The sequence below is a fragment of the Ruegeria sp. H7 genome (genome assembly GCF_056532945.1).
This window is the reverse complement of sequence record NZ_JBQFNZ010000002.1, coordinates 707,925-733,499: the sequence shown is the minus strand read 5'-3', so window position 1 is coordinate 733,499 and position 25,575 is coordinate 707,925. Positions and strand designations below refer to the sequence as shown.

23 protein-coding genes and 3 tRNA genes are annotated in these 25,575 nt (G+C 58.6%); 13 read left to right on the top strand and 13 right to left on the bottom strand.

Features of this window, described 5'->3' with window-relative positions; translation table 11 throughout:
* Positions 1 to 60: 60 nt before the first annotated feature.
* Positions 61 to 972 carry an isopenicillin N synthase family dioxygenase gene (locus ACR0AC_RS08700; protein WP_480872819.1) on the top strand — a complete coding sequence of 304 codons (912 nt, stop codon included), beginning with the start codon at positions 61 to 63 and terminating at the stop codon, positions 970 to 972.
* Here the strand turns inward: ACR0AC_RS08700 and ACR0AC_RS08695 are convergent.
* Complete coding sequence (locus ACR0AC_RS08695; RefSeq protein WP_170518332.1) at positions 969 to 1,334, bottom strand: HesB/IscA family protein; 366 nt, start codon at positions 1,332 to 1,334, stop codon at positions 969 to 971. The genes ACR0AC_RS08700 and ACR0AC_RS08695 overlap by 4 nt on opposite strands.
* A 196-nt stretch (positions 1,335 to 1,530) precedes the next feature.
* On the opposite strand from ACR0AC_RS08695, the gene ACR0AC_RS08690 reads away from it, so the two are divergent.
* Complete coding sequence (locus tag ACR0AC_RS08690; RefSeq protein WP_480872817.1) at positions 1,531 to 1,869, top strand: hypothetical protein; 339 nt, start codon at positions 1,531 to 1,533, stop codon at positions 1,867 to 1,869.
* Positions 1,870 to 2,091: 222 nt separating this feature from the next.
* Here ACR0AC_RS08690 and ACR0AC_RS08685 read toward each other — a convergent pair whose 3' ends face one another.
* The 3 genes from ACR0AC_RS08685 to ACR0AC_RS08675 all read right to left on the bottom strand — a co-directional run bounded on the left by ACR0AC_RS08685 (position 2,092) and on the right by ACR0AC_RS08675 (position 3,713).
* Positions 2,092 to 2,454: an SUF system Fe-S cluster assembly protein gene (locus ACR0AC_RS08685; RefSeq protein ID WP_170450947.1), complete on the bottom strand. Its 363-nt coding sequence runs from the start codon at positions 2,452 to 2,454 to the stop codon at positions 2,092 to 2,094.
* Between the two features lie 90 nt (positions 2,455 to 2,544).
* Positions 2,545 to 2,823, bottom strand: coding sequence for an NfeD family protein (locus tag ACR0AC_RS08680; RefSeq protein ID WP_480780541.1), 279 nt, complete (start codon positions 2,821 to 2,823; stop codon positions 2,545 to 2,547).
* Positions 2,823 to 3,713: an SPFH domain-containing protein gene (locus tag ACR0AC_RS08675; RefSeq protein WP_170450943.1), complete on the bottom strand. Its 891-nt coding sequence runs from the start codon at positions 3,711 to 3,713 to the stop codon at positions 2,823 to 2,825. Before ACR0AC_RS08675 ends, ACR0AC_RS08680 begins: the two co-directional genes overlap by 1 nt.
* A gap of 176 nt (positions 3,714 to 3,889) precedes the next feature.
* Here ACR0AC_RS08675 and ACR0AC_RS08670 point away from each other — a divergent pair, with 176 nt between their 5' ends.
* The 4 genes from ACR0AC_RS08670 to lon all read left to right on the top strand — a co-directional run bounded on the left by ACR0AC_RS08670 (position 3,890) and on the right by lon (position 9,130).
* The gene (locus ACR0AC_RS08670) at positions 3,890 to 4,801 is read left to right on the top strand and encodes a nucleoside hydrolase (protein ID WP_170518335.1); all 912 of its coding nucleotides are present in this window, start codon (positions 3,890 to 3,892) and stop codon (positions 4,799 to 4,801) included.
* 63 nt (positions 4,802 to 4,864) lie between these two features.
* Positions 4,865 to 5,995, top strand: a complete 1,131-nt coding sequence (gene tgt / locus ACR0AC_RS08665; protein ID WP_480872814.1) for a tRNA guanosine(34) transglycosylase Tgt — start codon at positions 4,865 to 4,867, stop codon at positions 5,993 to 5,995.
* Positions 5,996 to 6,087: 92 nt separating this feature from the next.
* A complete protein-coding gene (locus tag ACR0AC_RS08660) occupies positions 6,088 to 6,495 on the top strand; it encodes a DUF6636 domain-containing protein (RefSeq protein ID WP_170450936.1) in 408 nt (135 codons plus the stop codon).
* A gap of 226 nt (positions 6,496 to 6,721) precedes the next feature.
* The gene (gene lon, locus ACR0AC_RS08655) at positions 6,722 to 9,130 is read left to right on the top strand and encodes an endopeptidase La (protein ID WP_480625966.1); all 2,409 of its coding nucleotides are present in this window, start codon (positions 6,722 to 6,724) and stop codon (positions 9,128 to 9,130) included.
* A 50-nt stretch (positions 9,131 to 9,180) separates the two neighbouring features.
* Here lon and ACR0AC_RS08650 read toward each other — a convergent pair whose 3' ends face one another.
* The 3 genes from ACR0AC_RS08650 to ACR0AC_RS08640 all read right to left on the bottom strand — a co-directional run bounded on the left by ACR0AC_RS08650 (position 9,181) and on the right by ACR0AC_RS08640 (position 11,798).
* On the bottom strand, positions 9,181 to 10,767 hold the full coding sequence (locus ACR0AC_RS08650; RefSeq protein WP_480872812.1) for an APC family permease: 1,587 nt from the start codon (positions 10,765 to 10,767) through the stop codon (positions 9,181 to 9,183).
* 106 nt (positions 10,768 to 10,873) lie between these two features.
* Positions 10,874 to 10,948: transfer RNA gene (locus tag ACR0AC_RS08645), tRNA-Val, on the bottom strand.
* 112 nt (positions 10,949 to 11,060) lie between these two features.
* The gene (locus ACR0AC_RS08640; RefSeq protein ID WP_170630117.1) at positions 11,061 to 11,798 is read right to left on the bottom strand and encodes a porin; all 738 of its coding nucleotides are present in this window, start codon (positions 11,796 to 11,798) and stop codon (positions 11,061 to 11,063) included.
* 334 nt (positions 11,799 to 12,132) lie between these two features.
* On the opposite strand from ACR0AC_RS08640, the gene ACR0AC_RS08635 reads away from it, so the two are divergent.
* The 4 genes from ACR0AC_RS08635 (at position 12,133) to ACR0AC_RS08620 (ending at position 16,330) form a co-directional block, all read left to right on the top strand.
* Positions 12,133 to 12,209, top strand: a tRNA-Asp gene (locus tag ACR0AC_RS08635).
* A 45-nt stretch (positions 12,210 to 12,254) separates the two neighbouring features.
* A tRNA-Asp gene (locus ACR0AC_RS08630) sits at positions 12,255 to 12,331 on the top strand.
* Between the two features lie 179 nt (positions 12,332 to 12,510).
* On the top strand, positions 12,511 to 15,369 hold the full coding sequence (uvrA, locus tag ACR0AC_RS08625) for an excinuclease ABC subunit UvrA (RefSeq protein WP_480872811.1): 2,859 nt from the start codon (positions 12,511 to 12,513) through the stop codon (positions 15,367 to 15,369).
* Between the two features lie 91 nt (positions 15,370 to 15,460).
* A complete protein-coding gene (locus ACR0AC_RS08620; RefSeq protein WP_480872808.1) occupies positions 15,461 to 16,330 on the top strand; it encodes a fused MFS/spermidine synthase in 870 nt (289 codons plus the stop codon).
* 1 nt (position 16,331) lies between these two features.
* Here the strand turns inward: ACR0AC_RS08620 and mmsB are convergent, their stop codons facing one another.
* From mmsB to ACR0AC_RS08600, 4 genes are all read right to left on the bottom strand, one after another.
* Positions 16,332 to 17,204, bottom strand: a complete 873-nt coding sequence (mmsB, locus tag ACR0AC_RS08615; protein WP_480872806.1) for a 3-hydroxyisobutyrate dehydrogenase — start codon at positions 17,202 to 17,204, stop codon at positions 16,332 to 16,334.
* Positions 17,205 to 17,207: 3 nt separating this feature from the next.
* On the bottom strand, positions 17,208 to 18,248 hold the full coding sequence (locus ACR0AC_RS08610) for an enoyl-CoA hydratase/isomerase family protein (protein WP_480872804.1): 1,041 nt from the start codon (positions 18,246 to 18,248) through the stop codon (positions 17,208 to 17,210).
* Positions 18,249 to 18,255: 7 nt separating this feature from the next.
* Positions 18,256 to 19,398: an acyl-CoA dehydrogenase family protein gene (locus ACR0AC_RS08605; RefSeq protein ID WP_480872802.1), complete on the bottom strand. Its 1,143-nt coding sequence runs from the start codon at positions 19,396 to 19,398 to the stop codon at positions 18,256 to 18,258.
* Between the two features lie 114 nt (positions 19,399 to 19,512).
* On the bottom strand, positions 19,513 to 20,628 hold the full coding sequence (locus ACR0AC_RS08600) for a carboxylate-amine ligase (protein WP_170734676.1): 1,116 nt from the start codon (positions 20,626 to 20,628) through the stop codon (positions 19,513 to 19,515).
* Between the two features lie 140 nt (positions 20,629 to 20,768).
* On the opposite strand from ACR0AC_RS08600, the gene ACR0AC_RS08595 reads away from it, so the two are divergent.
* Together ACR0AC_RS08595 and ACR0AC_RS08590 are read left to right on the top strand one after the other, a co-directional pair.
* Entirely contained in the window at positions 20,769 to 21,620 is an 852-nt protein-coding gene (locus tag ACR0AC_RS08595) for a class I SAM-dependent methyltransferase (protein ID WP_480872800.1), read from the top strand.
* A 71-nt stretch (positions 21,621 to 21,691) separates the two neighbouring features.
* Entirely contained in the window at positions 21,692 to 22,168 is a 477-nt protein-coding gene (locus ACR0AC_RS08590) for a fasciclin domain-containing protein (RefSeq protein ID WP_170450914.1), read from the top strand.
* Between the two features lie 74 nt (positions 22,169 to 22,242).
* Here ACR0AC_RS08590 and ACR0AC_RS08585 read toward each other — a convergent pair whose 3' ends face one another.
* Entirely contained in the window at positions 22,243 to 22,827 is a 585-nt protein-coding gene (locus ACR0AC_RS08585) for a L,D-transpeptidase (RefSeq protein ID WP_170453041.1), read from the bottom strand.
* 203 nt (positions 22,828 to 23,030) lie between these two features.
* Positions 23,031 to 24,530, bottom strand: a complete 1,500-nt coding sequence (locus ACR0AC_RS08580; protein WP_480872798.1) for a CoA-acylating methylmalonate-semialdehyde dehydrogenase — start codon at positions 24,528 to 24,530, stop codon at positions 23,031 to 23,033.
* 105 nt (positions 24,531 to 24,635) lie between these two features.
* Here ACR0AC_RS08580 and ACR0AC_RS08575 point away from each other — a divergent pair, with 105 nt between their 5' ends.
* A complete protein-coding gene (locus ACR0AC_RS08575; RefSeq protein ID WP_170621753.1) occupies positions 24,636 to 25,538 on the top strand; it encodes a LysR family transcriptional regulator in 903 nt (300 codons plus the stop codon).
* Positions 25,539 to 25,575: the final 37 nt, after the last annotated feature.

The window sequence follows — 25,575 nt, the reverse complement described above, 5'->3', positions numbered from 1 at the left end:
TTGCGGTTGCAGTTCATATCTGTGACGGGCAGTTTCCGCGCTAAGTCTTCTGAGGATGCCATGATCGACAACCTTGATCTTGAAAAGCTGGACAACCGGGACCCGCAAGAGCTTGCGCGCTTGCGGCAAGCCGTTGGACAGGTTGGGTTCTTGAAGGTGCGCAACACAGGGCTGACGCGGGAACGCATTCAGAACGTGATCGCGGCCTATTACGACTTTTTCCGCTTGCCCGAGCAGGATAAACGCGCTGTCGACATGGCTGTGACCGGTTCCAATCGGGGCTGGGGCGCGCCGCAGTCAGAGCAGGTTGATCCGACAGCCAATCCGGATTTCAAGGAAGTGTTCGATTGCGGCTATGAACTGCCGCAGGGCAACCCATACCGCGCCCAGAACCTGAGCGTGTATGCCCCGAACCTGTGGCCCGAGGAACCAGAGCACTTTCAAGACACCATTCGCGCGTATTACGCGGATGCCTGCGATGTATCCATGCGGGTGTTGCGCGCGATTGCTGTCGCCTTGGGGCGGGACGCGAGCAGTTTTGATGCGGCCTTCGACACGCCAATGGCCCTGCTGCGCGGGAACTACTATCCCCAGCGGCCTGTTTGGGCCGGGGACAAAGACTTCGGCATTGGCGCGCATACAGATTACGGCTGCCTGACCCTTTTGGCCACCGACGGCACGTCTGGATTGGAAGTACGGATGCCCGATGGGGCGTGGGAGAAGGTTCAGGCCGAACCGGGTGTCTTTGTGATCAACTTCGGTGAGATGCTGGAGTTCTGGACCGCAGGCCGCGTCAAGGCGACCGAGCACCGGGTAATAGGCGGGTCCCACGAAAGGATCTCGGTCCCGATGTTCTTCAACCCAACCTACGACACCAATGTCGCCCCACCGGGTTCAGGGCAGGTGATTTCCGCAGGCGATCACCTGACGAAACGTTTCAATGAAACCTATCTGCACCTGAAATCAGCTTAGGGCTGCGATGTAAGGCTTTCGTCAAACTTGATCGACTCGCCACAACCACAGGCATCGACCACGTTGGGGTTTTTGAACTTGAACCCGGATTCCAGCAGCGAGACTTCGTAATCGATCTCGGTTCCGAACAGGAACATTTGCGCCATAGGGGCGATCATCACCCGTGCGCCGTCCTGTTCGACCACCTCGTCATGCGGGTCGGCTTCGTCGACATAGTCCATGGTGTATTCCATGCCTGCACAGCCGCCCTTTTTCACACCGATACGCAGACCGGTATGACCGCCGGATTTCATCAGGCGGGTGATCTGCTCTGCAGCTTTGGGCGTTATGGTCACGGCCTGTTTGCCGGGAATGCCGAACATCTGTGTCTCCGTCGTCGCGCGTTACCGCTAATTTAGGGGCGTATCCCGGCAGGCTCAAGTCAGTGCGATTGGATGTTGTGAAATTTACCACCGGCTTGCGCGGGTTGCCTTGACGTGACGGATGCGCGTAGCCTGACCCAAGACAGTTTGCCAAAGTCGGCCAGAGATCAGATTACATTTGGGGAGTTATATTGAAATGAATGGGTTACGCGACAAAGCTAATGCAATTTTTTATACTGCTTTGATCGGCACCGCAGCCATGATCACGGCCATTCCCGCTTATTCGGACACAACACTCAAGCGGCATCCGATCAATTGTGCCACAGCCGAAGGGGATCTGCGGGCGATTGCATCGGAAAAGAAACACGCTCAGGACCAGCAATTGGAAAGCGTCGCCGCGATCACTCCGGCAGGTGCATTACTGGGTCTTGTAACCGGGACCGAGAACAAAAGACTGCAAATGCTGTCCGGCGACTACGTCAAAGAGCTGGACCAGCGGGCCGCGGACATCAAAGCGACCTGCGGTCTGAGTTAGGCCCCAGTGTATCCGGAAAAAGAAAAGACCGCTCTCGGGCAAGAGCGGTCCAATTTCCGGGCCGGGGATGGGGGATGGCACAGTCGGTACCGGCCCATGCGCATGACAGAATTAAACCTTGGCGGTCGTCGATGCGCCGTATGTGTCCCGCAGAAATGTGACAGCGGGCCTACAGTTCGGTAACGGATGGATTAACCTTTTGTGACAATGCCTTAGGCGCGATCACATGAACCCGAGTTCAAGCCGGGCTTCGTCCGACATCATCTCCATGCCCCAGGGCGGCTCCCACGTCAGTTCAACGTCCACTTCCTTGATCCCCGGAACCGGTTCGATGGCTTCCATGATCCAGCCGGGCATATCGCCCGCAACCGGGCAGCCGGGCGCGGTCAGCGTCATGATCACCTTGACCGCGTTGTCGTCCTTGATGTCGATCGTATAGATCAGGCCGAGGTCATAGATATTGACAGGAATTTCAGGGTCATAGACCGTTCTGCACGCCTCGACCACCTGGTCGTAAAGGGGGTGTTCAATTGTCGAAGGTGCAATCAGCGGTGTGCCTTCTAAGTGTTCGCTCGGGTGCGTCATCTTCGCCTCGGGTCGGTTGCCTGAGTGATTATATAGGGAATGGCTGTGGCAGCGTCCAGTGCTGCAAAGGCCGCCGCGCGACCCTTGACGTTAGTCGTTGATATCATGCTCAAAGGTTTTCACCTGCCCGTGCGGGTGCGCAAAGGTTCGGCGCAGCCCCAGCCAGGCGATCAGCGACAGCACCGCGAAGATCAGCAGCACAACCGGCAGCGATGGGGCAAGCACCGGGATGAGCAGCAGCAGCCCGGTCACAGCGGCCCCGATGGCAAAGCCCAGAAATATAAAACCGGGCAGAACGATTTCGAGGATGCCGAGCGCCAAAGCGCCCGCCAACCAGATCCACCATGTCAGCCAGAAGGGGTCGGCCATCACTTGCCTCCTTTCAGCATCTTGAACGCATCGCCAAAGGCTTCCAGAGCATTTGCAGGCAAGACAATCGTTTGTTTGCCGGTGCCATTGCCCAGCGCGTTCAGCGATTCCACCTGTTTCAGCGCAACCTGATACTGCGCGGCCTCGATCCCGTTGTCCTGAATGGCCTTGGCGACGACGCCGGTGGCATATGCCTCGGCCTCGGCCTGGATGCGGCGGGCTTTGGCGGTTTGTTCTGCGGCATAAAGCTCGGCATCGGCCTGCAGTTCCACGGCGCGTTTCTGACCTTCGGCTTCGGTCACCTGCGCGCGGCGGGCGCGTTCGGCGTTCAACTGTTGAAGCATCGCGTCGCGGGTGGCCTGATCGAGGTTCACGTCCAGAATCTCGGCCCGGGTCACTTCGATACCCCAGTCATCCACGGCAGTTTCGACGCTTTCCTGAATCTGAGCGATCAGCTGGGCGCGGTTCGACTGGACCTCATCCAGATCCATTTTACCGATCTCGGCGCGGACGATACCGGCAACGGTGGTGGCAATCGCGCCGTCCACGTCGCGGATACGGTACACGGTCTTTTCAGGCTCTAGAATGCGATAGAAGACCGAGGTGTCGATCTGAACCAGCACGTTGTCCTTGGTGATCGCGTCTTGTGTCGCATTGGGCAGCTGGCGTTCCAGAATGGATATCTTGTGGCGTGCAACATCCAGAAACGGAACGATAAAGTTGATGCCCGGTCCAAGCACAGAATGCAGGCGTCCGAACCGTTCAACCACGTATTTTTCGGATTGGGGAACGATCTTGATGCCTTTGAGCGTAACGATGACCACCAGAATGGCGGCCAAAAAATAAATGATATTCGACGAAAGCAATCCAATGATCTGCTCTTCTGTCATAACTGTCCTCTTTTATTGTGTACATTAGTATACATTTGGGGGTTGAGTCGCCCGATTTCAACTCTGGTATGGCGTGAATGCAGGCGGTTGCAAATAGCGGTATGCCCCATTCGGACGGTTGCAAGCGGTGACAGTGATCGCTTTGCATCTGTGCCTGATTGCGCTATCGGAGCGGGATGAAACTGATTATCGACACAGACCCCGGTATCGACGATGCCATGGCCATCGCCTACGCCGCTGCCGCGCCCGAGATTGATCTGATCGGGCTGACCACTGTTTTTGGCAACACGCATGTCCACCAGTCCAGCCGAAACGCTCGGTTTCTGGTCGATAAGCTGGGTTTGGGCATTCCGGTCGCCCAAGGCGCGCCTTTTGCCCACGGGCAGGACAGCCACAGCCCGTCCGAGCATGTGCATGGCCCCGAGGGTTTTGGCGATCTGACCGATATTCCCGAGATCGGGCAGAACCACGACTTGTCCGCGGCCGAATTTCTGGCCGACATGGCACGTCAACATCGGGGTGAGCTGGTCGTCTGCGCCGTTGGTCCACTGACCAACATCGCCGACGCCATGAAGCTGGATGCCGAGTTCGCGCAGAACCTTAAACGGTTGGTCATCATGGGCGGTGCTGTCTATTGCCCCGGCAATATCACCGAACATGCCGAGGCGAATATCTACCACGACGCCAAGGCAGCCGATGCGGTGTTCGCCGCGCCGCCAGAGACAGTGGTCGTAGGTTTGGATGTCACGCTGAAAACCCTGTACGAAACCGCAGATTTCGAGGCGCTGGCAGATCAGTCACCCAATATGGGCGCATTCCTGCGCGATATTTCGCGGTTTTATCTGAAGTTCTACAAGGATATCGGCGGGTTGGAAGGCTGCGGCCTGCACGATTCGACCGCAGTGATCGCCTGCACCCATGATCATATGTTCGAGATCGTTCAGACCGGATTGCACGTCACCACTGAAGGCGCTGCACTTGGGGCCACGGTGCCACATGACGGTCGCCCAAAGGTCTCGGTCTGTCGGGATGTGGACGGGGCAGGGGTGGTGGATCTGTTTACGGCCCGCGTCGCCTCGTTGCCCTGACGGGTTGCAAAGCACCGGTGGATCGGGCAAAGCCTGCCCGGTTCCGCGATCAGAGACGATGATATGACCCAGCAGTTTTCTTTTGAGCTGACAGCCACCGATGGCAAGGCCCGTACCGGCGTGATCAACACGCCAAGGGGCGAGGTGCGCACGCCGGCCTTCATGCCGGTCGGCACCGCGGCGACCGTCAAGGCGATGATGCCGGAAAGCGTGCGTGCAACCGGGGCGGATATTCTGCTGGGCAACACCTATCACCTGATGCTGCGTCCCACGGCCGAGCGGATTGACCGTCTGGGGGGCCTGCACAAATTCATGAATTGGGAGCGGCCCATTCTGACGGATTCGGGCGGGTTTCAGGTCATGTCGCTGGCCGGGCTGCGCAAGCTGACCGAGAAGGGCGTGACCTTCAAATCTCATGTGGATGGGTCCAAGAACGAACTCACGCCGGAACGCTCGATGGAAATCCAGCGCCTGCTGGGCTCGGACATTGTGATGTGTTTCGACGAATGCCCCTCGCTGCCCGCCGACCGGGAGCGGATTGCCGAGTCGATGCGCCTGTCGATGCGGTGGGCCGAGCGGTCGCGCGATGCGTTCGGGGATCGTCCGGGTCACGCGCTGTTTGGGATCATGCAGGGCGGTTTGGAACAGGATCTGCGGGAAGAAAGCGCCGAGGCGTTGAAAGCCATCGGTTTCGAAGGTTACGCCATTGGCGGTCTGGCCGTGGGTGAAGGGCAGGAGGCGATGTTTGACTGCCTCGACTATGCCCCCGATTTCCTGCCCACCGACAAGCCACGCTATCTGATGGGCGTGGGCAAGCCGGATGACATCGTCGGCGCGGTGGCGCGCGGTGTGGACATGATGGATTGCGTCCTACCGTCGCGCTCTGGCCGTACCGGACAGGTTTTCACCCGTCGTGGCGTGGTGAACATCAAAAACGCGCGGCATGCGGACGACCCGCGCCCACTGGATCAGGAATGCTCGTGCCCGGCCTGTTCGAATTATTCGCGCGCCTATCTGCATCATGTGTTCCGGTCGAACGAGATGATCTCGGGCATGTTGTTGACCTGGCACAACCTGCATTATTTCCAGGAGATCATGCAGGGCATGCGGGATGCCATCTCGGCCGGAAGCTTCGATGCGTGGCAGGCCGATTTCCATGCAACGCGCGCGCAGGGCGATATCGAGCCGCTATAGCCGTCCCGTTCGGGTGACAATTGCGTGGTTTTCAGGTAGTCTGAGGACACTTTAAGCAATGTTATTTTTAGTTCGTGACCCGGAGAGTTTTTATGTTTCGCCTTTTTCTCGGCGCAGCAATTTTCTGCGCGACACCTGTCATTTCAGATGTCTGGACCTTTGAAACCCCTTCCGAAAATATTCAGTGTTCGGTGGGCGAAGGCGCTGAGTCTTCTGATATCCAGTGCACGATAATCGAAAAGTCCGGCCAGCCCGCGTTACCTCGGCCTTCCGACTGCCAATCCGACTGGGGCCATGATTTCCTGATGTTCAATACCGGCCCCGTGGAAATGCTGTGCCAGCCGCTGAATCGAAACCGCGGCGGGTTTAACCGTGCGGAATATGGTGTCACGGGCCAGTTTGGTGGGTTTACCTGTAGCTCCTCGCGGAAAGGTCTGGAGTGTCGCAATCAGGACGGCCACGGGTTTTTCCTGTCCCGCGCCGTGCAGCGCGTGTTCTGATCTTTTTTGCCTGCGTATTTCTCACGCAGGGTGCGTTAATTTCGGTGGATATGTTTCCGGGACGCCTTGCAGTCCGGAAAACCTCGGGTCATGCTGCGCCAGAGACATGATGGTGAGGTTGAAATAGGGCGGTGACAGCCCCACCTTTAACCATCCAAGACAGGAGACGGCCAAGCGTTGCCTCAAGCAGGGACCAGAGCCGTCTTGCCAACGATAAGGATAGAGCATGCAAGAGCCTCTGAATTCCTCATACCCCGTCCTGCCGCTGCGCGACATTGTGGTTTTCCCGCATATGATCGTGCCGCTGTTCGTGGGCCGAGACAAATCGGTCCGCGCGCTGGAAGAGGTGATGCAGGATGATAAGCAAATTCTGTTGTCCAGCCAGATCGACCCCGGTGTCGATGATCCGGAAGTGGACGGCATCTATCAGGCTGGTGTTCTGGCCAACGTTCTGCAACTGCTGAAACTGCCCGACGGCACCGTCAAGGTGTTGGTCGAAGGACAGGCGCGTGTGCAGATCACGGAATTCCTTGAAAACGATCAGTTTTTCGAGGCGCGTGCCGAGTATCTGACCGAAATCCCGGGCGATGTGACCACCACACAGGCGCTGCTGCGCACTGTAGCGGATGAGTTCGAGCGCTACGCAAAAGTGCGCAAGAACATCCCCGAAGAGGCTCTGACCGCCGTTGGTGAAACCACCGAGCCTGCCAAGCTGGCCGATCTGGTGTCGGGTCATCTGGGTATTGAGGTTGAGCAAAAGCAGGAACTGCTTGAGACGCTCAGCGTCAGCGAACGGCTTGAGAAGGTCTATGGCCTGATGCAGGGCGAAATGTCGGTTCTGCAGGTCGAGAAAAAGATCAAGACCCGCGTCAAATCCCAGATGGAGAAGACGCAGCGCGAGTACTACCTGAATGAGCAGATGAAGGCCATTCAGAAGGAACTCGGCGATGGTGAGGACGGTTCGAACGAAGTCGCCGAGCTGGAAGCCAAGATCAACGAAACCAAGCTGTCGAAAGAGGCCCGCGAAAAGGCTGAAGGCGAGCTGAAAAAGCTTCGCAACATGAGCCCGATGTCGGCCGAAGCCACCGTCGTGCGCAACTATTTGGACTGGATTCTGTCGCTGCCGTGGGGCACCAAATCCCGCGTCAAAAAGGACTTGGGCCGCGCGCAGGACATTCTGGACGCTGATCACTATGGGCTTGAGAAAGTCAAAGAGCGGATCGTCGAATATCTGGCGGTTCAGCAGCGTTCGAAAAAGCTGAAAGGCCCGATCCTGTGCCTTGTTGGCCCTCCCGGTGTGGGTAAAACCTCGCTGGGTAAATCGGTTGCAAAAGCCACGGGGCGCGAGTTTATCCGCATCTCGCTGGGTGGTGTGCGCGACGAATCCGAGATCAGGGGCCACCGTCGCACCTATATCGGCTCAATGCCCGGCAAGATCATTCAGGCGCTGAAAAAGGCGAAAACCACGAACCCGCTTATCCTGCTCGATGAAATCGACAAGATGGGGCAGGACTTCCGTGGCGACCCGGCCTCGGCGATGCTGGAAGTGCTGGATCCGGAACAGAACAGCACGTTCATGGACCACTACCTTGAGGTCGAATATGACCTGTCCAACGTGATGTTCCTGACAACCTCGAACAGCTACAACATGCCGGGGCCTCTGCTGGATCGGATGGAAATCATCCCGCTGGCCGGTTACACCGAAGAGGAAAAGAGTGAGATCGCCAAGCAGCACTTGATCAGCAAGCAGGTCAAGAACCACGGTCTGAAAGCCAAAGAGTTCGAACTGACCGATGAGGCGCTGCAAAAGATCATCCGCACCTATACCCGCGAGGCGGGCGTGCGGAACCTTGAACGTGAAATCGCCAAGGTTGCGCGGAAATCGCTGACCAAGATCATCAAGAAAGAGGCGGAAACCGTGACGGTGACGCCGGACAATCTGGATGATTTCTTGGGTGTGCCGAAGTTCCGCTATGGCCTGGCCGAGCAGGACGACCAGATCGGCGTCGTGACCGGTCTGGCCTGGACGTCCGTGGGCGGTGATCTGCTGCATATCGAGGCGCTGAAACTGCCCGGCAAGGGTCGGATGAAGACCACCGGTAAGCTGGGCGATGTGATGAAGGAATCCATCGACGCGGCCTCGTCCTATGTGCGGTCGATCTCACCGAAGATCGGGGTGAAGCCGCCGCAGTTCGACAAGCTGGACATTCACGTCCACGTGCCGGATGGGGCAACGCCCAAGGACGGCCCCTCGGCGGGTCTGGCGATGGTGACCTCGATTGTCTCGGTCCTGACCGGCATTCCAGTGCGCAAGGACATTGCCATGACGGGCGAGGTTTCGTTGCGCGGCAATGCGATGCCCATCGGTGGTTTGAAAGAGAAACTGCTGGCGGCGCTGCGCGGTGGCATCAAGACGGTTCTGATCCCGGAAGAAAACGAAAAGGATCTGGCCGAGATTCCGGACAATGTGAAAGAAGGGCTGGAAATCATTCCCGTCAAACATGTCTCGGAAGTATTGAAACAAGCACTGGTGCGCGAGCCAGAGCCCATCGAATGGGACGAGGCCGCCGAGGAAGCTGCTGCCGCTGCGACAAAGGCTGCGGAAAACGCAGGCCCATCAGCGACGGCGCATTAAGCGTGCGGAAAAGATTGAAAAGGCGGGGCCGGACCCCGCCTTTTTTCGTTTCAGAACCCAATAATCGGTTTTTTGGGGTCCAGTATCTCTTCTTCCGCGATGTATTGTTGAAACTTTTCATCCCGTAGGGCGGACCGAACGGCGAGGGCGAAAACTACCGCCGAGAACAGGGTGCAGAGTACAATGTCCCACCCGAACGGAATTTGCTTCAGCGCGCTGTCACCGAACTGACCGAGGTATGAGATCAGGCCGATGCCCGCCAGATAGGGCACCAGCCACAGCGCCTCGGTCACGTCCATCTCATCCAGCCGACCCCAGAACCGGACTAAAAGCAGGACCATCCCTGCCATCAGCGCGATGCCCAGCCGCCATACGGTGTCCCAGCCGCTCCAATAGACGACCAGAGTTGCAACGGCGAAGGCGGTGACGGCCACCAGTTTGACGGCGGGGATGCGGATGGATCTGGGGTGGTCGGGCATCAAGCGGCGCAGGCAGACAACGGCGATTGGCCCCACCGCAAAGGACAAGACAATTGCGGCCCCGTTCAGGGCGATGACTGTGGTAAAGGGCACCGTCAGCAGAAACACAATGCCGATTACAAAGTTCAAGGCCAGCGCCCAAAGCGGCACGCCAAACGTAGACAGAATCGTCAAGCGTTGCGGCAGGAACCCGTTCTTCGACAGGGCGAGTGCAATCCGGGCATTCGACCCGGTGGCCACAAGCCCGTTGCCGAAGGGGCCAATGACCGATCCCACATTCAGCAGGCTGAGAAACCAGACCATCCCAACGGACATGATGACCGCATCCAGCGGGCCTTCGCCGCCAAAGTTTAGGCTGTTCCACCCGTTTTTCAGCATGTCGGCGTCAAGCGCACCGATGAACGCGACTTGCAGGCCCAGGTAGATCGCTGCGCACAGGATGATCGACAGGATCAGAGCGGCGGGAATGTCGAATTTCGGGTTCCGAACCTCTCCGGCCATGTCGACCACGTGGCGGAAACCGATGAACGAAAAGATCACCCCTCCGGTCGATACAGCGGCCATGATGCCTTGCAGACCGTAAGGCGCGAATCCGTCGGGGTGCGAGAAGTTCTGCGTGTCAAACCGGCTGGCAATCAGAAGCACCGACAGCACAATCGGAATTGCAATCTTGGCCCATGTCAGCGCGGCGTTGACCTGGGTGAAGAACTTGACGCCCAGCGCGTTGATGGCGACGAACAGCAGCATGAAGAACAGGGCCACTGCAATACCCGCGCCGGTCAGATCTCCGGTCGCTGCAGTGTGGAGCCACGGGGCGTAGGGGGCCAGGTATTTCAACATTGCCTCGACTTCGATCGGGGCCGTGGTGTTGTAGCCGATCCAGGCCGTCCAGCCCATCGCCATCGACACGATGTTGCCGTGCGAGAACTGCGGTACGCGGGCGATGCCGCCGGGGATCGGTAGCATGGCCGAGATTTCGGCGAATGTAATAGCAAGGATGAACATTGCCACTGCACCAATGATCCATGACAGGATCGCAGCAGGACCCGCGTGTTGCACCGCCAGCAACGGCCCGAACAGCCATCCTGACCCGATGATTCCGCCGACGGAAATGAAGGTCAGACCCACAAGGCCAATATCCCGCTTGAGTTTGGCCATGCGTATCCTCTTGTTCACGCGCCGTTAATTCAGCGATTGTGAAAAGGATACGCAGTTACAACGCCCGGTGGCAAGCTAAGCGGAGTCACACGATTGGAAAGGGGAATGGTGGGTGATAAGAGATTTGAACTCCTGACATCTTCGATGTGAACGAAGCGCTCTACCACTGAGCTAATCACCCATAGGGCGGCCTCTTACCGCAGGTCTTGGTGCTCTGCAAGGGCGGGAAGATCAGTTTTTCCCGGCTAACGTGCGCAGAACGAAAGGCCCCGGAAAACCGGGGCCCTGGTGTTTTACAGACCGGGCAGGCCAGGCAGTTTGGCCAGAACACCGCGACGGCCAAATGTCGTGCCGCGATCGTTGCCAAAGTTTACACGAACGCCGACGCCCACATAGGCCTCGTTCGAGCTGCCGGAAACCAGCGGAGATGAGATGTGTGCGACGCCGATATTGCCATAAACTTCGGCGTTGTCAGCGGCGGCATAGGTGGCGCCGATTGCAAAAAGGTTGTAATCCAACGCACCCACAAAGTTGTCGACAATGTCCCAGCTTGCGGTGAAGTCCCAGCGGTCACTCAGTTCGGTTGTGGCCGAAACTCCGAAAATTGTTCCGTCCAGACCAGAGACGTTGCTCAGTTCCTGGCGACCGATATAACCTTCGATCTCTGCCGGGCCTGCGTCGAAGCCACCCTCGATTCCGAAAAAGTCGAAATCAGCATCTTCCAACTTTTCCTGACCGTAGAACGCACCAAACGACGCGTTGCCGCTGGTGTGCAAGTTGGCATGCAGTGTCCAGTTCGTTGCGGTTTCGCCGAGGTCCTGAAAACGATAGCCGCCCAGATCCAACTGGGCGCTGAACGCGCGGGTGAAGGCCAGTTCAGCAGCTCCGTTCAGGTTGTAGACGTCACCAAAATCGGTGTCGGTGAAGGTTGAATACCCCAGATCAAGATAACCGCCTGTAAGTTCGACAGCCTGCGCCGCGCCGGTCGACAGGGTTGCTGACAGGGCGCTGTAGATAAAGAGTTTTTTCAAGATTATGCTCCGATCTTTTTTTGTTGGCCGGGCCCCGGAATGTGGCCCTTTTTGCGCGCGCAGCATTAGGTTGATTCTGCTTTGCGGTGTATTGATTCACTTGAATTAACTGGTGCTGTTGCCGGGGTGTCACATTGAGGGTGAAGCATGCTGTTTCTGTGCGGAAATCCACGGACAACCGCGTGCCATTTGACCGTATCCAGAAAACTGACGCCGCCGCCCGGACAGCGGCATGCGTAAAATTCTGGAATTCGGAAAAAACTTCAAAACGCCGCTTGACGATGCCGGGGCGGGGCCATAATACACCCCAACGTTCAGAGCGAACGTGCAGCGGGCGGTTGTAGCTCAGTTGGTTAGAGTACCGGCCTGTCACGCCGGGGGTCGCGGGTTCGAGCCCCGTCAACCGCGCCATCGCTGCAATCCTTGGTCCAGGATAAAGGCCATGAAAATAGATGCGCGGTTGTAGCTCAGTTGGTTAGAGTACCGGCCTGTCACGCCGGGGGTCGCGGGTTCGAGCCCCGTCAACCGCGCCATTTTCTCCTTTAGTTTACACCTCAGACCATCAGCGATTGCCCTGCAAGGCCCAACTGCGTCGCGCCTTGTCAGTAGGTGTCGGCAATAATTGGTTCGTTCACACTTTGTTCTAACTTTTCTGTTGGAGACTCAGCGCCGCTCGCCTATTTCTAGGACACTTGTCTGGTTGGGGGCCTGAATGGCTGAGCTGAAGAACATCGAAGTGCGCGGCGCGCGCGAGCATAACCTGAAAGGGATCGACGTCGATATTCCACGGGATCAGCTGGTGGTGATCACCGGTCTGTCCGGCTCGGGCAAATCCTCGCTGGCGTTTGACACGATCTATGCCGAAGGTCAGCGCCGCTATGTCGAAAGCCTGTCGGCCTATGCGCGTCAGTTCCTGGACATGATGGAAAAGCCTGATGTGGACCATATCAGCGGTCTGTCCCCGGCGATTTCCATCGAACAAAAAACGACGTCGAAAAACCCACGTTCCACCGTGGGTACTGTGACTGAGATCTACGACTATATGCGTTTGCTCTTTGCGCGCGCAGGAACGCCTTACAGCCCTGCGACCGGTTTGCCGATCGAAGCGCAGCAGGTGCAGGACATGGTCGATCGGATCATGATGATGGAGGAGGGGACGCGCGGCTACCTGCTGGCCCCTATCGTGCGCGACCGGAAGGGTGAATATAAGAAAGAGTTTCTGGAACTGCGCAAACAGGGCTTTCAACGTGTGAAAGTTGACGGCGAATTCTACGAGTTGGATGAGCCTCCGACGCTGGACAAGAAATTCCGTCACGACATCGACGTTGTGGTCGACCGTCTGGTTGTGCGCGAAGGGATGGAAACCCGGCTGGCCGACAGCCTGCGCACGGCCTTGGATTTGGCGGATGGGATCGCGATTCTGGAAACCGCCCCGCGCGAAGGTGACCCGGAACGCATTACGTTCAGTGAGAATTTTGCTTGCCCGGTCAGCGGCTTCACCATTCCCGAAATTGAACCACGCCTGTTCTCGTTCAACGCCCCTTTCGGGGCATGCCCGGATTGTGACGGTTTGGGGGTCGAGCTGTTCTTTGACGAACGCCTCGTCGTGCCGGATCAGACATTGAAGCTGTACGATGGTGCCTTGGCCCCATGGCGCAAAGGGAAGTCCCCGTATTTCCTGCAAACCATCGAGGCCATCGCGCGGCATTATGAGTTCGACAAGAACACGCCGTGGAAGGATTTGCCCGCCAAGGTGCAGCAGGTCTTCCTGCGCGGCTCGGGCGATGAGGAAATCCAGTTCCGCTATGACGAAGGCGGGCGGGTCTATCAGGTCACGCGCAGTTTTGAGGGCGTGATACCGAACATGGAACGCCGCTATCGCGAGACCGACAGCGCGTGGATTCGCGAGGAATTCGAACGGTATCAAAACAACCGCCCCTGCGGCACCTGCGAAGGCTACCGCCTGCGCCCCGAGGCGTTGGCGGTAAAGATCGCGGGCCTGCATGTGGGTCAGGTGGTCGAGATGTCGATCCGCGAGGCGCTGGCTTGGGTTAAGGATGCGCCGAACCATCTGAGCGTGCAGAAGAACGAGATCGCGCGCGCCATCCTCAAGGAAATCCGCGAACGCCTTGGATTCCTGAATAACGTTGGTTTGGAATACCTTACGCTGTCACGTTCAAGTGGCACACTGTCCGGAGGGGAAAGCCAGCGTATCCGCTTGGCCAGCCAGATCGGCTCGGGCCTGACGGGTGTTCTGTATGTACTGGACGAGCCATCCATCGGCCTGCACCAGCGCGACAATGACCGACTGCTGGGTACACTGAAGAACCTGCGGGATCAGGGGAACACGGTCATCGTCGTAGAACATGACGAAGAAGCCATTCGCGAGGCGGACTATGTGTTCGACATTGGCCCCGGCGCGGGTGTGCATGGCGGGCAGGTGGTCAGTAAAGGAACGCCAGCGGAAATCACGGCTGACGCCGCTTCGATCACGGGTCAATATCTGGCCGGCACGCGAGAGATTTCGGTGCCGACCGAACGGCGCAAAGGTAACAAAAAGAAGGTTTCGGTTGTCAAAGCGACGGGAAACAACCTGAAGAACGTCACCGCCGATTTTCCACTGGGTAAATTCGTCTGCGTGACCGGCGTGTCCGGGGGCGGCAAATCCACGCTGACCATCGAGACGCTGTTCAAAACCGCCTCGATGCGTCTGAATGGCGCGCGTCAGACACCCGCGCCATGTGAGACCATCAAGGGGCTGGAATTTCTGGACAAGGTTATCGACATTGACCAACGGCCCATCGGGCGGACTCCGCGTTCGAATCCAGCGACTTACACGGGGGCCTTCACCCCGATCCGCGACTGGTTCGCTGGCCTGCCCGAGGCAAAGGCGCGCGGGTACAAGCCCGGGCGGTTCAGCTTCAACGTCAAAGGTGGCCGTTGCGAGGCGTGTCAGGGTGACGGTGTCATCAAGATCGAGATGCACTTCCTTCCCGACGTTTACGTGACCTGCGAGACCTGCAAGGGTGCGCGCTACAACCGCGAGACGCTGGAGATCAAGTTCAAGGGCAAATCCATCGCCGACGTGCTGGACATGACGGTGGAGGACGCGCAGGAGTTCTTCAAAGCCGTGCCGTCGATCCGCGACAAGATGGATGCGCTGGCGCGTGTGGGGCTGGGCTATATCAAGGTCGGTCAACAGGCCACGACCCTGTCAGGGGGCGAGGCGCAGCGGGTTAAGCTGTCGAAAGAGCTCAGCAAACGTTCCACCGGGCGCACCTTGTATATTCTGGATGAACCGACCACGGGTCTGCATTTCGAAGATGTGCGCAAGCTGTTGGAAGTGCTGCATGAATTGGTCGATCAGGGAAATACGGTTGTTGTAATCGAACACAATCTGGACGTGGTGAAAACCGCCGACCATATCATCGATATCGGCCCCGAAGGCGGTGACGGTGGTGGTGAGATTGTCGCGACCGGCACCCCGGAAGAGGTGGCCGAGGTCGAGCGCAGCCACACCGGGCGGTATCTGAAACAGATGCTTGATGCAAAGGCGGTTGCCGCCGAGTAGCCCGCTCACGCATACTGCCAGGAATACGTCTATTGGGGACGGCGCCTGGCAAATCGGCGGTGTCGGTGCGTCCAACGCGAACGGAGGTCGCATGGCCGATCCAGATCCGACCGTGTTCATCTCGGCATCCTTACCCGGCTCAATTGCACAGCGGCTGAGGCATTTGCAGGATCTGCCGGATGGTTTGGTCGAGCATCGGCAGGGCCAAATCGGTCAGGTGGTCGTTGCAAAGAGCGGGAGCGAGCTGTTTCTGGTGTTTTGCCCCAGCGGAGTTCCTCTGACCAACGACGCGCTCAGCGGAGTCATGTCGCGCATTGATCTGACAAACCCGCTGACTCTGACCGGTGGTTATACGCAGGCGATGCTGTTGTGCCTTGCTTTCGTGCCTCGGCCCGAGCGCGTCTATGTCATGGGCGGTGGCGGTGGGCGGGTGCCCACGGTTCTTCATGCGCTGCTCGATGATGTCATGATCACCGGCTCGGAGATTGATCGGGAAGTTCTTGACCTGTCATACCGGTATTTCGGTCTGAAAGACGGTCCGCGCCTGCGGATTTCCTGCGCCGACGGCAGCTTGCATTTGGCCGAACAGTTGGACGCGCAATTCGACCACATCTATCTGGATTGCTTCGCGGCGGACGGGCGTGTGCCGCAGTCCTTGTCCACGCCCGCGTTCTTTGAAATGTGCGCAAGCAAGCTAAGGCCCCGGGGCGTGGTCTGCATGAATCTCGTGGACAGCGACCCTCGGCTGTCTGAGCAGAAAGCGGACTTTCAGGCGGTTTTTGCAGATGCCTGCATGGTTGAAGTCGAGGGCACGCATGTTCTGTTCGGATGCAAAGAGGCGTGTGCCGATCCGGACAGTGTTTCGGCATCCGCGCGCGCGCTGCAAACGCGGATGCCGTTTGGGTTTGATTTGTCCGAATACGCAGATCGGCTTTGTATCTTATCCCAAGACGAAAGTTAGATCAGCCGCGACCGCGTTTCTCGAATCGAGGCAGCATGGCACTGAAATCCATACCATTCCCGTCTTCACCTTCGACGAATTGTTCATACAACGCCGTTGCGGCTTGCCCCATCGGAGTGTCCGCATCGGCGCTTTCGGCGGCTTGCTGGCTGAGGCGCAGGTCTTTCAGCATCAGCTCGGCGGCAAAACCGGGTTGGTAGCCGTTATCCGCAGGGCTGGTTGGGCCAACGCCGGGGGCGGGGCAATAGGCGTTCATGGTCCAGCTATAGCCGGAGGACGTGCTGACGACGTCGAACATTTTTTGACGGTCCAGCCCCAGCTTGTCAGCCAATGCAAAGGCTTCGCAAGTAGCGATCATGGTGACGCCGAGGATCATGTTGTTGCAGATCTTGGCCGCTTGACCGGCCCCGGCTTCGCCGCAGTGCACGGCCTTTTGCCCCATGATCTCGAACAGGGGGGCAGCTTTGGCAAAGGCGTCTTCGGATCCACCGGCCATGAAGGTCAGCGTACCTGCCGAGGCCCCGCCGATCCCGCCCGAAACAGGTGCGTCGACCGAGAGCAGGCCTGCGGCACCGGCTTGATTGGCAACAGCGCGGGCGCTGTCGACATCGACGGTTGAGCAGTCGATCAGAGCGGCACCGGATTGCATATGTGGAATGATCTGATCGGCGACGGCGCGCAGGATGGCTCCGTTCGGCAGCATTGTGATAACGGCGTCCGCGTCCGCGACGGCCTCGGCAGCTGTCTCAACATTGGTGACACCGTCCACGCTGACCCCTGCGGTATCAAAACCGCGCACCGTGTGACCGGCTTTGGCCAGATTGGCCGCCATGGGCGCGCCCATATTGCCCAGCCCGATGAACCCGATTTGCATGTCTTACTCCTCCTCGAATGTCAGGGCGTCCTTGCCCAGCGGCTGCAACATCTTCGACACCGCCACAGCTGGCACGGTCATATCCGCATATTGCCAGCGGGGATTGCGATCTTTGTCGATGATTTGCGCCCGGATGCCTTCCAGAAAATCACCATGTTGCATGGCGCGGAAGGTGAAACGGTATTCCATTTCCAGCGCCCGACGCATGGTTAGCGTGGCCCCGCGCAGGCGGTGCAGCATTTCCACCGTGCAGGCCGCCGACAGCGGCGCGTTCCGTTCCAGCTTGGCCAGCGCCTTCACCGCGAATTCGGAACCACTGCTCCGCAGGTTGGTTAGAATATCGCCGAGTGTCTCACCATCGAAGGTGCGGTCAATTTCGGGTTGCAGACCGGCAAGTTCACCGTTGGGCGGCGTGGCGGCTTGTTCGCCAATCAGATCGGCGTTGCCGGACGCCTCCAGCATGTCGATCAGATCAGCCCACTGATCCTGCGGGATGAAATGATCGGCGAACCCGGCAAGGATCGCATCAGCGGGGCCCATGCGGTGCCCGGTGGTGCCCAGAAACTCTCCCAATCGACCGGGGGCCAGCGCCAACATCAGCGTGCCGCCGACATCGGGAACCAGCCCGATGGAGCATTCGGGCATTGCAATCTGAGAGGTTTCGCCAACAACCCGGTGGCTGCCGTGGCAACCGATTCCGACGCCGCCGCCCATGGTGAAGCCTTGCAGGAAGCTGATGACAGGTTTGGGGTATTCAAAGATCAGGGCGTTCAGCCGGTATTCGTCGCGCCAGAATGTCTGACCATAGGCGAAGTCGCCCTCGACTCCGGTCTGGTAAAGTTCGGCAATGTCCCCTCCGGCGCAAAAGGCCTTGTCGCCTTCCGCGTCGAAGATGATCAGATCGACCGCATCATCCTCGCGCCAGTTGCGCAGGGCTGCGTCGATGGCCATGCACATATCGTAGGTCAGCGCATTCAGCGCCTTGGGTCGGGTCAGGGTGATGCGCCCGGCGCGGCCGGTTGTGCGGATGTCGATGTCGGACATGTAACCTTTAGCCTTGTGCAATCATCTGGCGCGCGACGATCACGCGCATGATCTCGTTCGTGCCTTCCAATATCTGATGCACCCGCAGATCGCGCACAAGCTTTTCGATGCCGTAATCGGCCAGATAGCCGTAGCCGCCGTGCAATTGCAGGCACTGATCGACCACCTTCGATCCGGTCTCGGTCACGAATTTCTTGGCCATGGCGCAGAATTTGGTCGCATCCGGAGCGCCTTGATCCAGTTTCCAGGCCGCTTGGCGCAGAAAAGTGCGGGCGGCCTGCAGTTCGATCTCCATATCCGCCAGGCGGAATTGCAGGGCCTGGAACTGGTCGATGGATTGGCCAAAGGCTTTGCGTTCGGACATGTATTGCAGGGTCATGTCCAGCCCGGCCTGTGCCGCGCCCAAGGAACAAGAGGCGATGTTCAGACGCCCGCCATCCAGACCCTTCATGGCGTATTTGAACCCGTCGCCTTCAACGCCGACCAGATTGCCGGCTGGAATTTTGCAGTCGTCGAACTGGACCTGCGCGGTGGGTTGGCTTTTCCAGCCCATCTTTTGTTCCAGCGCACCAAAGCTGAGGCCGGGTGTTCCGTCTTCGACATAGACGGTCGAAATACCTTTGGGGCCGTCCTGACCGGTACGCACCATGCAGACATAGGCGTCCGAATATCCTCCGCCGGAAATAAAGGCCTTTGACCCGTTCAGCGTGTACCCTTCATTAGTGCGTTCGGCGCGGGTTTTCAGCGCGGCCGCGTCCGAGCCTGAGCCCGGTTCGGTCAGACAGTAGCTGAGCACTGTGTTCAGGCTCAGCACGCTTGGCATAACTTGGGATTTAAGGTCGTCGCTGGCGAAGCTGTCCAGCATCTTGGCGCACATGTTGTGGATCGACAGAAACGCCGCGACCGAGGGGCAGGCCATCGACAAGGCCTCGAAAACCAGTGTCGCGTCCAACCGGGTCAGGCCCGACCCGCCGCTGTCCTCGGACACGTATAGCGCACCGAATCCAAGTTCCCCGATCTTGGGCCACAAGTCCTTTGGAATGGTGCCGTCGCTTTCCCATTGGCGCGCGAATGGGGCGATGTTTTCCTGCCCAAACGCATATGCCATATCGAAGATGGCTGTCTGTTCCTCGGTCAGCCCGAAATCCATGGCGTACCCTCCCGCAGGTAAAGAATTGAACGCTTGTTTATTTCGCAATCGTTACAGAAATTTTGCAAGATCAGCAATCGTTCGCGGGCTGCGCGGCGACTACGCGCCGCAGGGTCACAGATCGGCGTGAAACTCTTCGATCAAATGGCGAACGACCGCCTGACCGGGGTCCTCGCCTTTGGCGACAGCTTCGGCATGTGCGCGCCGTTGGCGTGTGGCCGAGGTCCCGTTTTCGGCAATCTGCCGCAATCGCGCGAGTTCGGTCATGGTGCCCAGCGCCTCGGCATCTTCGGCCAGCATGCCCATCAGTTCGCCCATCAACTCGGCCATCGGTTTGATCGAGCGATCCCCGAAATCGATCAGCCCTTCGCCAACACCATAGCGCTGAGCGCGCCACCGGTTTTCACTGATCAGGAACCGATCATACTGTCGCCACCGCAGATTTCGCGCCTTCAGGCGGCACAGCATCCGGGTCAGGGCCTGCACCAGTGCCGCCAGCGACAGGGTATGTTCCAACCGGGGCTGCACATCCATGATGCGGGTTTCAAGCGTCGGGAACCGGTGCGACGGGCGCAGGTCCCACCAGATTTTTGAGGTATCCTCGATCACACCCAGTTCGACCAGAACGCCGGTGGTACGCTCGTATTCGGACCAGCTGTTATAGTCAGGTGGCAGCCCTGTGCGCGGCAGGTTGTCGAAGACAGTCAGCCGGTAGGAGGACAGGCCCGTATCCTCTCCGTTCCAGAAGGGCGAGGATGTGGACAGCGCCAGAAGGTGAGGCAGAAAGTAGCAGAGCTGGGGCATCAGGTCAGCCCGCAGCGCCGGGTCCTCGACCCCCACATGAACGTGCATTCCGCAGATCAGCATTCGTCGCGCAACACCGCCCAAGGCATGTTGCAGGGCATCGTAGCGTTCCTTCCGGGTGTGGTGCTGATCCTTCCAATTGGCGAACGGGTGGCAGGATACCGCAATCGGGCTGAGGTTATATGCGGCGGCGTGTTTCGACACACAAGATCGCAGCCGCTTCAGATCCTCACGCGCGCCTTTGATCGTGGTATGAGGGCGCGTTCCGACCTCGATCTGGCATTGCAGGAATTCGGGGCTGACCTGACCTTCGAAATCGGCCTGGCAGGCTTCCATCAGGGCGGCGGGGGCTTCGGTCAGTTGCAGGCTGTCGCGGTCAACCAGCAGATATTCTTCTTCAATGCCCAGCGTGAAATCCTGCTGCATACACGGACCTCCCTTTGTTTTACGATCTCAGTGAATACGGAAATCGGCGTTTTGCCAAGGGTTTGCCGTTCTGCCGCTTGCGAAGGCCCCTGCCGGAAAGGTATGGAAATGCAGAAAGCCACCGAACCGGAGCGACGCGCGTGAAACTCAGAAAATTCCCGAAGATCAACGAAGCGCTTGATGAGTTGGGGGTGAAACTGATCGACAAGGCCGCCGAACAGGACGAACGCGCACGGCTTGAAGCGTTCGAGCGGGCAGGGGGGCTGACCAAACCGGCATACACTCTGTCACCGGGGATGGAGGGGTTCGATATCGAGCCGCTGAAACAGGAGTTTGCGGAACACCGCGACGCCTTGGCCGCTCTGAAAGACCCCACGCGCAATCAGACCGGTTATCGCCTCGGCAATGGCTACTATGACAGCCCTGACGCGGATGCGCTGTACCTGATGATCCGAAGGTTTCAGCCAAGACAGGTTATCGAGGTCGGCTGCGGAAATTCGACCCGCGTCACACGTCAGGCGATCATCGATGGTGGGTTGGAAACCAAGATCACGGCCATCGACCCGTATCCCCGGGCGGATATTGCGCATGTGGTGGACGGGTTCGAACAGAAACGGCTGGAAGATGTGGACCCCGCGCTGTTCGACCAATTGGAGGCCGGCGATGTCCTGTTCATCGATTCCAGCCATGTTGTTCGGATGTCGAACGATGTCGCGCACCTGTTCTGCCGCATCATTCCCAGCCTGAAACCGGGTGTTGTCATCCACGTGCATGATGTTTTTTTGCCCTATGAATATCCCAAGCGGTTCTTCTATGACTGCCCCGGCTGGGGGGAACAGTACATGTTGCACGCTTTGCTGCAATCTGGCGCGTTTTCAATGCTTTGGCCGGGATACTACCTGCAACAGGAGCGTCCGGATGCCGTCGAAGCCTTGCCCTTTTTGAAAGAGGGTCGCGCCCAGAGTATCTGGGTTCAGATCAAGGAACAGTGATCTCAAAGTGATCCGGTGTGACAAAAGGCCCGTACCCCTTTCCATAACAAGCTGGAGAGGAGAAGACAGCCATGTTTCGTCGCACGTTTATGGGCGCTGCCGCCGCACTCGCATTTGCCATGCCGCTGAAGGCCCAGGCTGCTGACATTGTCGATACCGCAGTATCTGCCGGATCGTTCACCACCCTGGTCGCAGCCGTTCAGGCGGCCGGTCTGGTCGATACGCTGAAGGGCAATGGCCCGTTCACCGTGTTTGCGCCGACGGATGAGGCGTTTGCAGCATTGCCCGAGGGGACTGTCGAAAGCCTCTTGCTGCCCGAGAACAAGGATCAGCTGGTTGAGATTCTGACCTATCACGTGGTTCCGGCCAAGGTGATGTCGGGCGATATCGCTGGCAAGCGCGCGAAGGTTCTGACCGTGCAGGGCGACCGTCTGAGCGTGAATGCGCGCAACGGCGTGAAGGTCAACGGTGCCGAAGTTGTTCAGGCCGATATCGAGGCCAGCAATGGTGTGATCCATGTGGTCGACGCGGTGATCCTGCCGGAATAAGCGCCACGACCGCAGAAAACAAAAGCCCCGGTCCTGATGGCCGGGGCTTTTGTGTAACTGATGATCAGATCAGATCAGACCAGACGCACCTGCGTGCCGATCTGGACCAGCGGATACAGCTCTTCCACATGCTGGTTATACAATCCGATGCAACCGGATGAGCTCTGACGACCGATTTTGCGCGTATCATGGGTGCCGTGCACCAGATAGGCGGGCCAGTCCAGATACATGGCGCGGGTGCCCAACGGGTTGCCCGGATCGCCGCCATCCATCCGGACAGGCAGCGAAGGATCGCGTTCCCGCATCGACGCGGTCGGTGTCCAACTTGGATTTTCGGCCTTGCGCACAACTTTGGTGTAACCGCGCTTGGTCAGTTCTTCGCTCATCGGTACAGAACTTGGGTACAGCTTATAGGTCCCGTCAGGACCCCAGTAATGTACGGCACGGCTGGTGATGTCGGCCAGCAGGCAGCCCGAGCCAAGCTCGTCAAAGTGATCCTGCCAGTTCTGCTGAGAGAACGAGGATACATTGCGGCGCACCGGCAACTGCGTGCTGATCGCGTCTTCGGTCTGCGGGAAGGCATCCGTGCTTTGCGCGCGTACAAGCGCGGGCGTTGCCAGAACGGACGCGACCCCCAAAAGGGCCGAGCGGCGGGTCATACGGGAATTGGACAAAACGGCCTCCGATATTTTTGAACTGCTCGATCAAAAAATTTGAGAGTAAATTATTTGTGCAGGATGCGAATTTCCAGCCTGTGAAACCTGAATTTATCGTGAAGGTGCGGGTTTTCTGGGGCATTGGCGAGTCTTTGCCACAAAAAACCCGGCCAAATGGGCCGGGCTTGAGGGTGTCATGGCTCAGATCAGTCCATGGCTTTGAAATTGAACTCGCCACCTTCCTTGATGCCCGACGGCCAGCGGGCCGTCACGGTCTTGGTGCGCGTGTAGAACTTGAAGCTGTCCGGTCCGTGCTGGTTCAGGTCCCCGAACATGGATTTCTTCCAGCCGCCAAAGGTGTGGTAGGCCAGCGGCACCGGGATGGGAACGTTGATGCCGATCATGCCGATGTTGACCCGGTTGGCAAAGTCACGCGCTGTGTCCCCGTCGCGGGTGAAGATCGCGGTGCCATTGCCATATTCGTGGTCCATCGCCAGCTTTAACGCCTCTTCATACGACTCTGCGCGCACGGTCGACAGGACGGGGCCAAAGATCTCTTGTTTGTAGATGTCCATATCGGGTGTCACATGGTCGAACAGGTGCGGCCCGACAAAGAAGCCGTCCTCATACCCCTGAAGGCTGAAATCGCGGTTGTCCACGACCAGCTTTGCGCCCTGTTCCACACCTGAGTTGATCAGGCCGAGAATACGTTCCTTTGACGCGGCGGTCACGACCGGACCCATGTCAACGTCATCGCCTGCGGTGTAGGGGCCGACCTTCAGCTTTTCGACGCGCGGCACCAGCTTTTCGATCAACGCGTCGGCGGTATCCTGACCCACGGGAACCGCAACCGAAACGGCCATGCACCGTTCACCCGCCGCGCCAAATCCTGCACCGACCAAGGCGTCGGCAGCCTGATCCAGATCCGCATCGGGCATCACGATCATATGGTTCTTGGCGCCGCCAAAGCACTGTGCGCGTTTCCCGTTCGCGGTGGCGCGGGAATAGATATACTGCGCGATCGGGGTCGAGCCCACAAATGACACACCTTGAATGATCTCGCTATCAAGGATGGTGTCGACCGCCTCCTTGTCGCCATTGACGACCTGGAAGACGCCTTTCGGCAGACCGGCCTCGACGAACAGTTCCGCCAGCATCAAGGGGACCGAGGGGTCACGTTCAGACGGCTTCAGAACCACGGTATTCCCGCAGGCCAGTGCCGGACCGACGTGCCACAAGGGCATCATGGCGGGAAAGTTGAAGGGCATGATCGACCCCACAACGCCCAGCGGCTGACGCATCGAATACATGTCGATGCCGGGGCCTGCGCTGTCGGTGAACTCTCCTTTCAGCATTTGCGGCGCGCCGATGCAGTATTCGATCACTTCCAATCCACGCTGCAGATCACCCTTGGCATCAGGAATGGTTTTGCCGTGCTCGCGGCTGAGCGCCTCGGCCAGCTTGTCCATGTCGCGGTTCATCAGATGCACCATCGCCATCATCACGCGCGCGCGCTTTTGCGGGTTGGTCGCGCCCCATGCGGGTTGGGCAATCGCGGCCTGTTCAATGGCGGCCGTCGTTTCAGCGGCGCTGGCCATCGGGCATTTGTATTGCACTTCGCCCGTTGCAGGGTTGAAGACGTCGTCAAACCGGCCTGACGTGCCGGCCACTTGCGCGCCATTCAGGAAATGGGTCAGGTCTTGCATTGATATCTCCTCCGAACGTTTGGGCGCAGGATAGGCTTGCAAAAATCACCCGAACAGAGGAAATGTTCGAAAAATACGCGCTGGGAAAAGCACGGAAGGCAAAGCATGGACCCAAATTGGGACGATATGAGGGTTTTCCTGGCCGTCGCGCGCGAGGAAAGCCTGTCTTCAGCGGGTCGTATCCTGAAAATCGATCCGGCCACGGTCGGTCGGCGCATTGCCCGGCTCGAGGCCACTTTGGACGCGCCGTTATTTACCAAATCGCAGCAGGGGTACATCCTGACGCGGGCAGGTCAACGCTTGCTGGATCACGGTCTGCAAGCCGAAGAGGCGATGCGTGCCGCCGCCGGTGCGGTGGTTGGCTCGACCAAATCGCTTAGCGGTCAGATCCGGATCGGGGCGCCGGATGGGTCGGCCAACTATCTGTTGCCGCAAGTCTGCGCCAAGATCAGCGATGCCAACCCGGATCTGGACATTCAGATCCTCGCCTTGCCCCGGATCATCAACCTGTCCCGGCGCGAGGCCGATATGGCCGTTACCGTAAGTGCTCCGACGGCGGGAAAATTGCTGGTCAAGAAAATCAGCGACTATCGCCTGCACATGGTCGCCGCGCAGGATTATCTGGATCGTCATGATCCGATCCGCAAGGTTGGCGATCTGAAAGGGCACCGTCTGATCGGGTATATCCCGGACATGATTTTTGACCGGGAACTGGATTATCTGAATGACATCGGCGTTGACCGTGTCGCGCTTGCATCGAATTCGGTCTCGGTTCAGTTGCGGCAGGTGTCGTTGGGCACCGGGGTCTGTGTCGCGCATGATTTTACCCTGCCGTTCCATCCGAACCTGAGGAAAATCCTGACGGACCAAGTACATTTGACCCGCAGTTTCTATCTGGTCCGGCATCAGGGCGATCAGCGCAATGAACGCCTGAACCGCTTTGCCGAGGCGCTGACGCAGGGCATCCGTGAAGAAGTGACGCGGCTGGAAGCCGCCGCCGAAGCTTGACAGGTTGTCCTAATCGCGCAACGCTTTGGAATAAGTT

What these genes read in the sequence shown, in the direction of transcription:
- ACR0AC_RS08685 (WP_170450947.1), bottom strand. Translation starts at nt 2,454, where the DNA reads ATGACGCACCCGAGCGAACACTTAGAAGGCACACCGCTGATTGCACCT.
- ACR0AC_RS08670 (WP_170518335.1), top strand. Translation starts at nt 3,890, where the DNA reads ATGAAACTGATTATCGACACAGACCCCGGTATCGACGATGCCATGGCC.
- ACR0AC_RS08585 (WP_170453041.1), bottom strand. Translation starts at nt 22,827, where the DNA reads ATGACCCGCCGCTCGGCCCTTTTGGGGGTCGCGTCCGTTCTGGCAACG.
- ACR0AC_RS08690 (WP_480872817.1), top strand. Translation starts at nt 1,531, where the DNA reads ATGAATGGGTTACGCGACAAAGCTAATGCAATTTTTTATACTGCTTTG.
- ACR0AC_RS08700 (WP_480872819.1), top strand. Translation starts at nt 61, where the DNA reads ATGATCGACAACCTTGATCTTGAAAAGCTGGACAACCGGGACCCGCAA.
- ACR0AC_RS08600 (WP_170734676.1), bottom strand. Translation starts at nt 20,628, where the DNA reads ATGCAGCAGGATTTCACGCTGGGCATTGAAGAAGAATATCTGCTGGTT.
- ACR0AC_RS08590 (WP_170450914.1), top strand. Translation starts at nt 21,692, where the DNA reads ATGTTTCGTCGCACGTTTATGGGCGCTGCCGCCGCACTCGCATTTGCC.
- lon (WP_480625966.1), top strand. Translation starts at nt 6,722, where the DNA reads ATGCAAGAGCCTCTGAATTCCTCATACCCCGTCCTGCCGCTGCGCGAC.
- ACR0AC_RS08680 (WP_480780541.1), bottom strand. Translation starts at nt 2,823, where the DNA reads ATGGCCGACCCCTTCTGGCTGACATGGTGGATCTGGTTGGCGGGCGCT.
- ACR0AC_RS08660 (WP_170450936.1), top strand. Translation starts at nt 6,088, where the DNA reads ATGTTTCGCCTTTTTCTCGGCGCAGCAATTTTCTGCGCGACACCTGTC.
- tgt (WP_480872814.1), top strand. Translation starts at nt 4,865, where the DNA reads ATGACCCAGCAGTTTTCTTTTGAGCTGACAGCCACCGATGGCAAGGCC.
- ACR0AC_RS08575 (WP_170621753.1), top strand. Translation starts at nt 24,636, where the DNA reads ATGGACCCAAATTGGGACGATATGAGGGTTTTCCTGGCCGTCGCGCGC.
- ACR0AC_RS08605 (WP_480872802.1), bottom strand. Translation starts at nt 19,398, where the DNA reads ATGGATTTCGGGCTGACCGAGGAACAGACAGCCATCTTCGATATGGCA.
- ACR0AC_RS08610 (WP_480872804.1), bottom strand. Translation starts at nt 18,248, where the DNA reads ATGTCCGACATCGACATCCGCACAACCGGCCGCGCCGGGCGCATCACC.
- ACR0AC_RS08650 (WP_480872812.1), bottom strand. Translation starts at nt 10,767, where the DNA reads ATGGCCAAACTCAAGCGGGATATTGGCCTTGTGGGTCTGACCTTCATT.
- mmsB (WP_480872806.1), bottom strand. Translation starts at nt 17,204, where the DNA reads ATGCAAATCGGGTTCATCGGGCTGGGCAATATGGGCGCGCCCATGGCG.
- ACR0AC_RS08695 (WP_170518332.1), bottom strand. Translation starts at nt 1,334, where the DNA reads ATGTTCGGCATTCCCGGCAAACAGGCCGTGACCATAACGCCCAAAGCT.
- ACR0AC_RS08675 (WP_170450943.1), bottom strand. Translation starts at nt 3,713, where the DNA reads ATGACAGAAGAGCAGATCATTGGATTGCTTTCGTCGAATATCATTTAT.
- ACR0AC_RS08620 (WP_480872808.1), top strand. Translation starts at nt 15,461, where the DNA reads ATGGCCGATCCAGATCCGACCGTGTTCATCTCGGCATCCTTACCCGGC.
- uvrA (WP_480872811.1), top strand. Translation starts at nt 12,511, where the DNA reads ATGGCTGAGCTGAAGAACATCGAAGTGCGCGGCGCGCGCGAGCATAAC.
- ACR0AC_RS08580 (WP_480872798.1), bottom strand. Translation starts at nt 24,530, where the DNA reads ATGCAAGACCTGACCCATTTCCTGAATGGCGCGCAAGTGGCCGGCACG.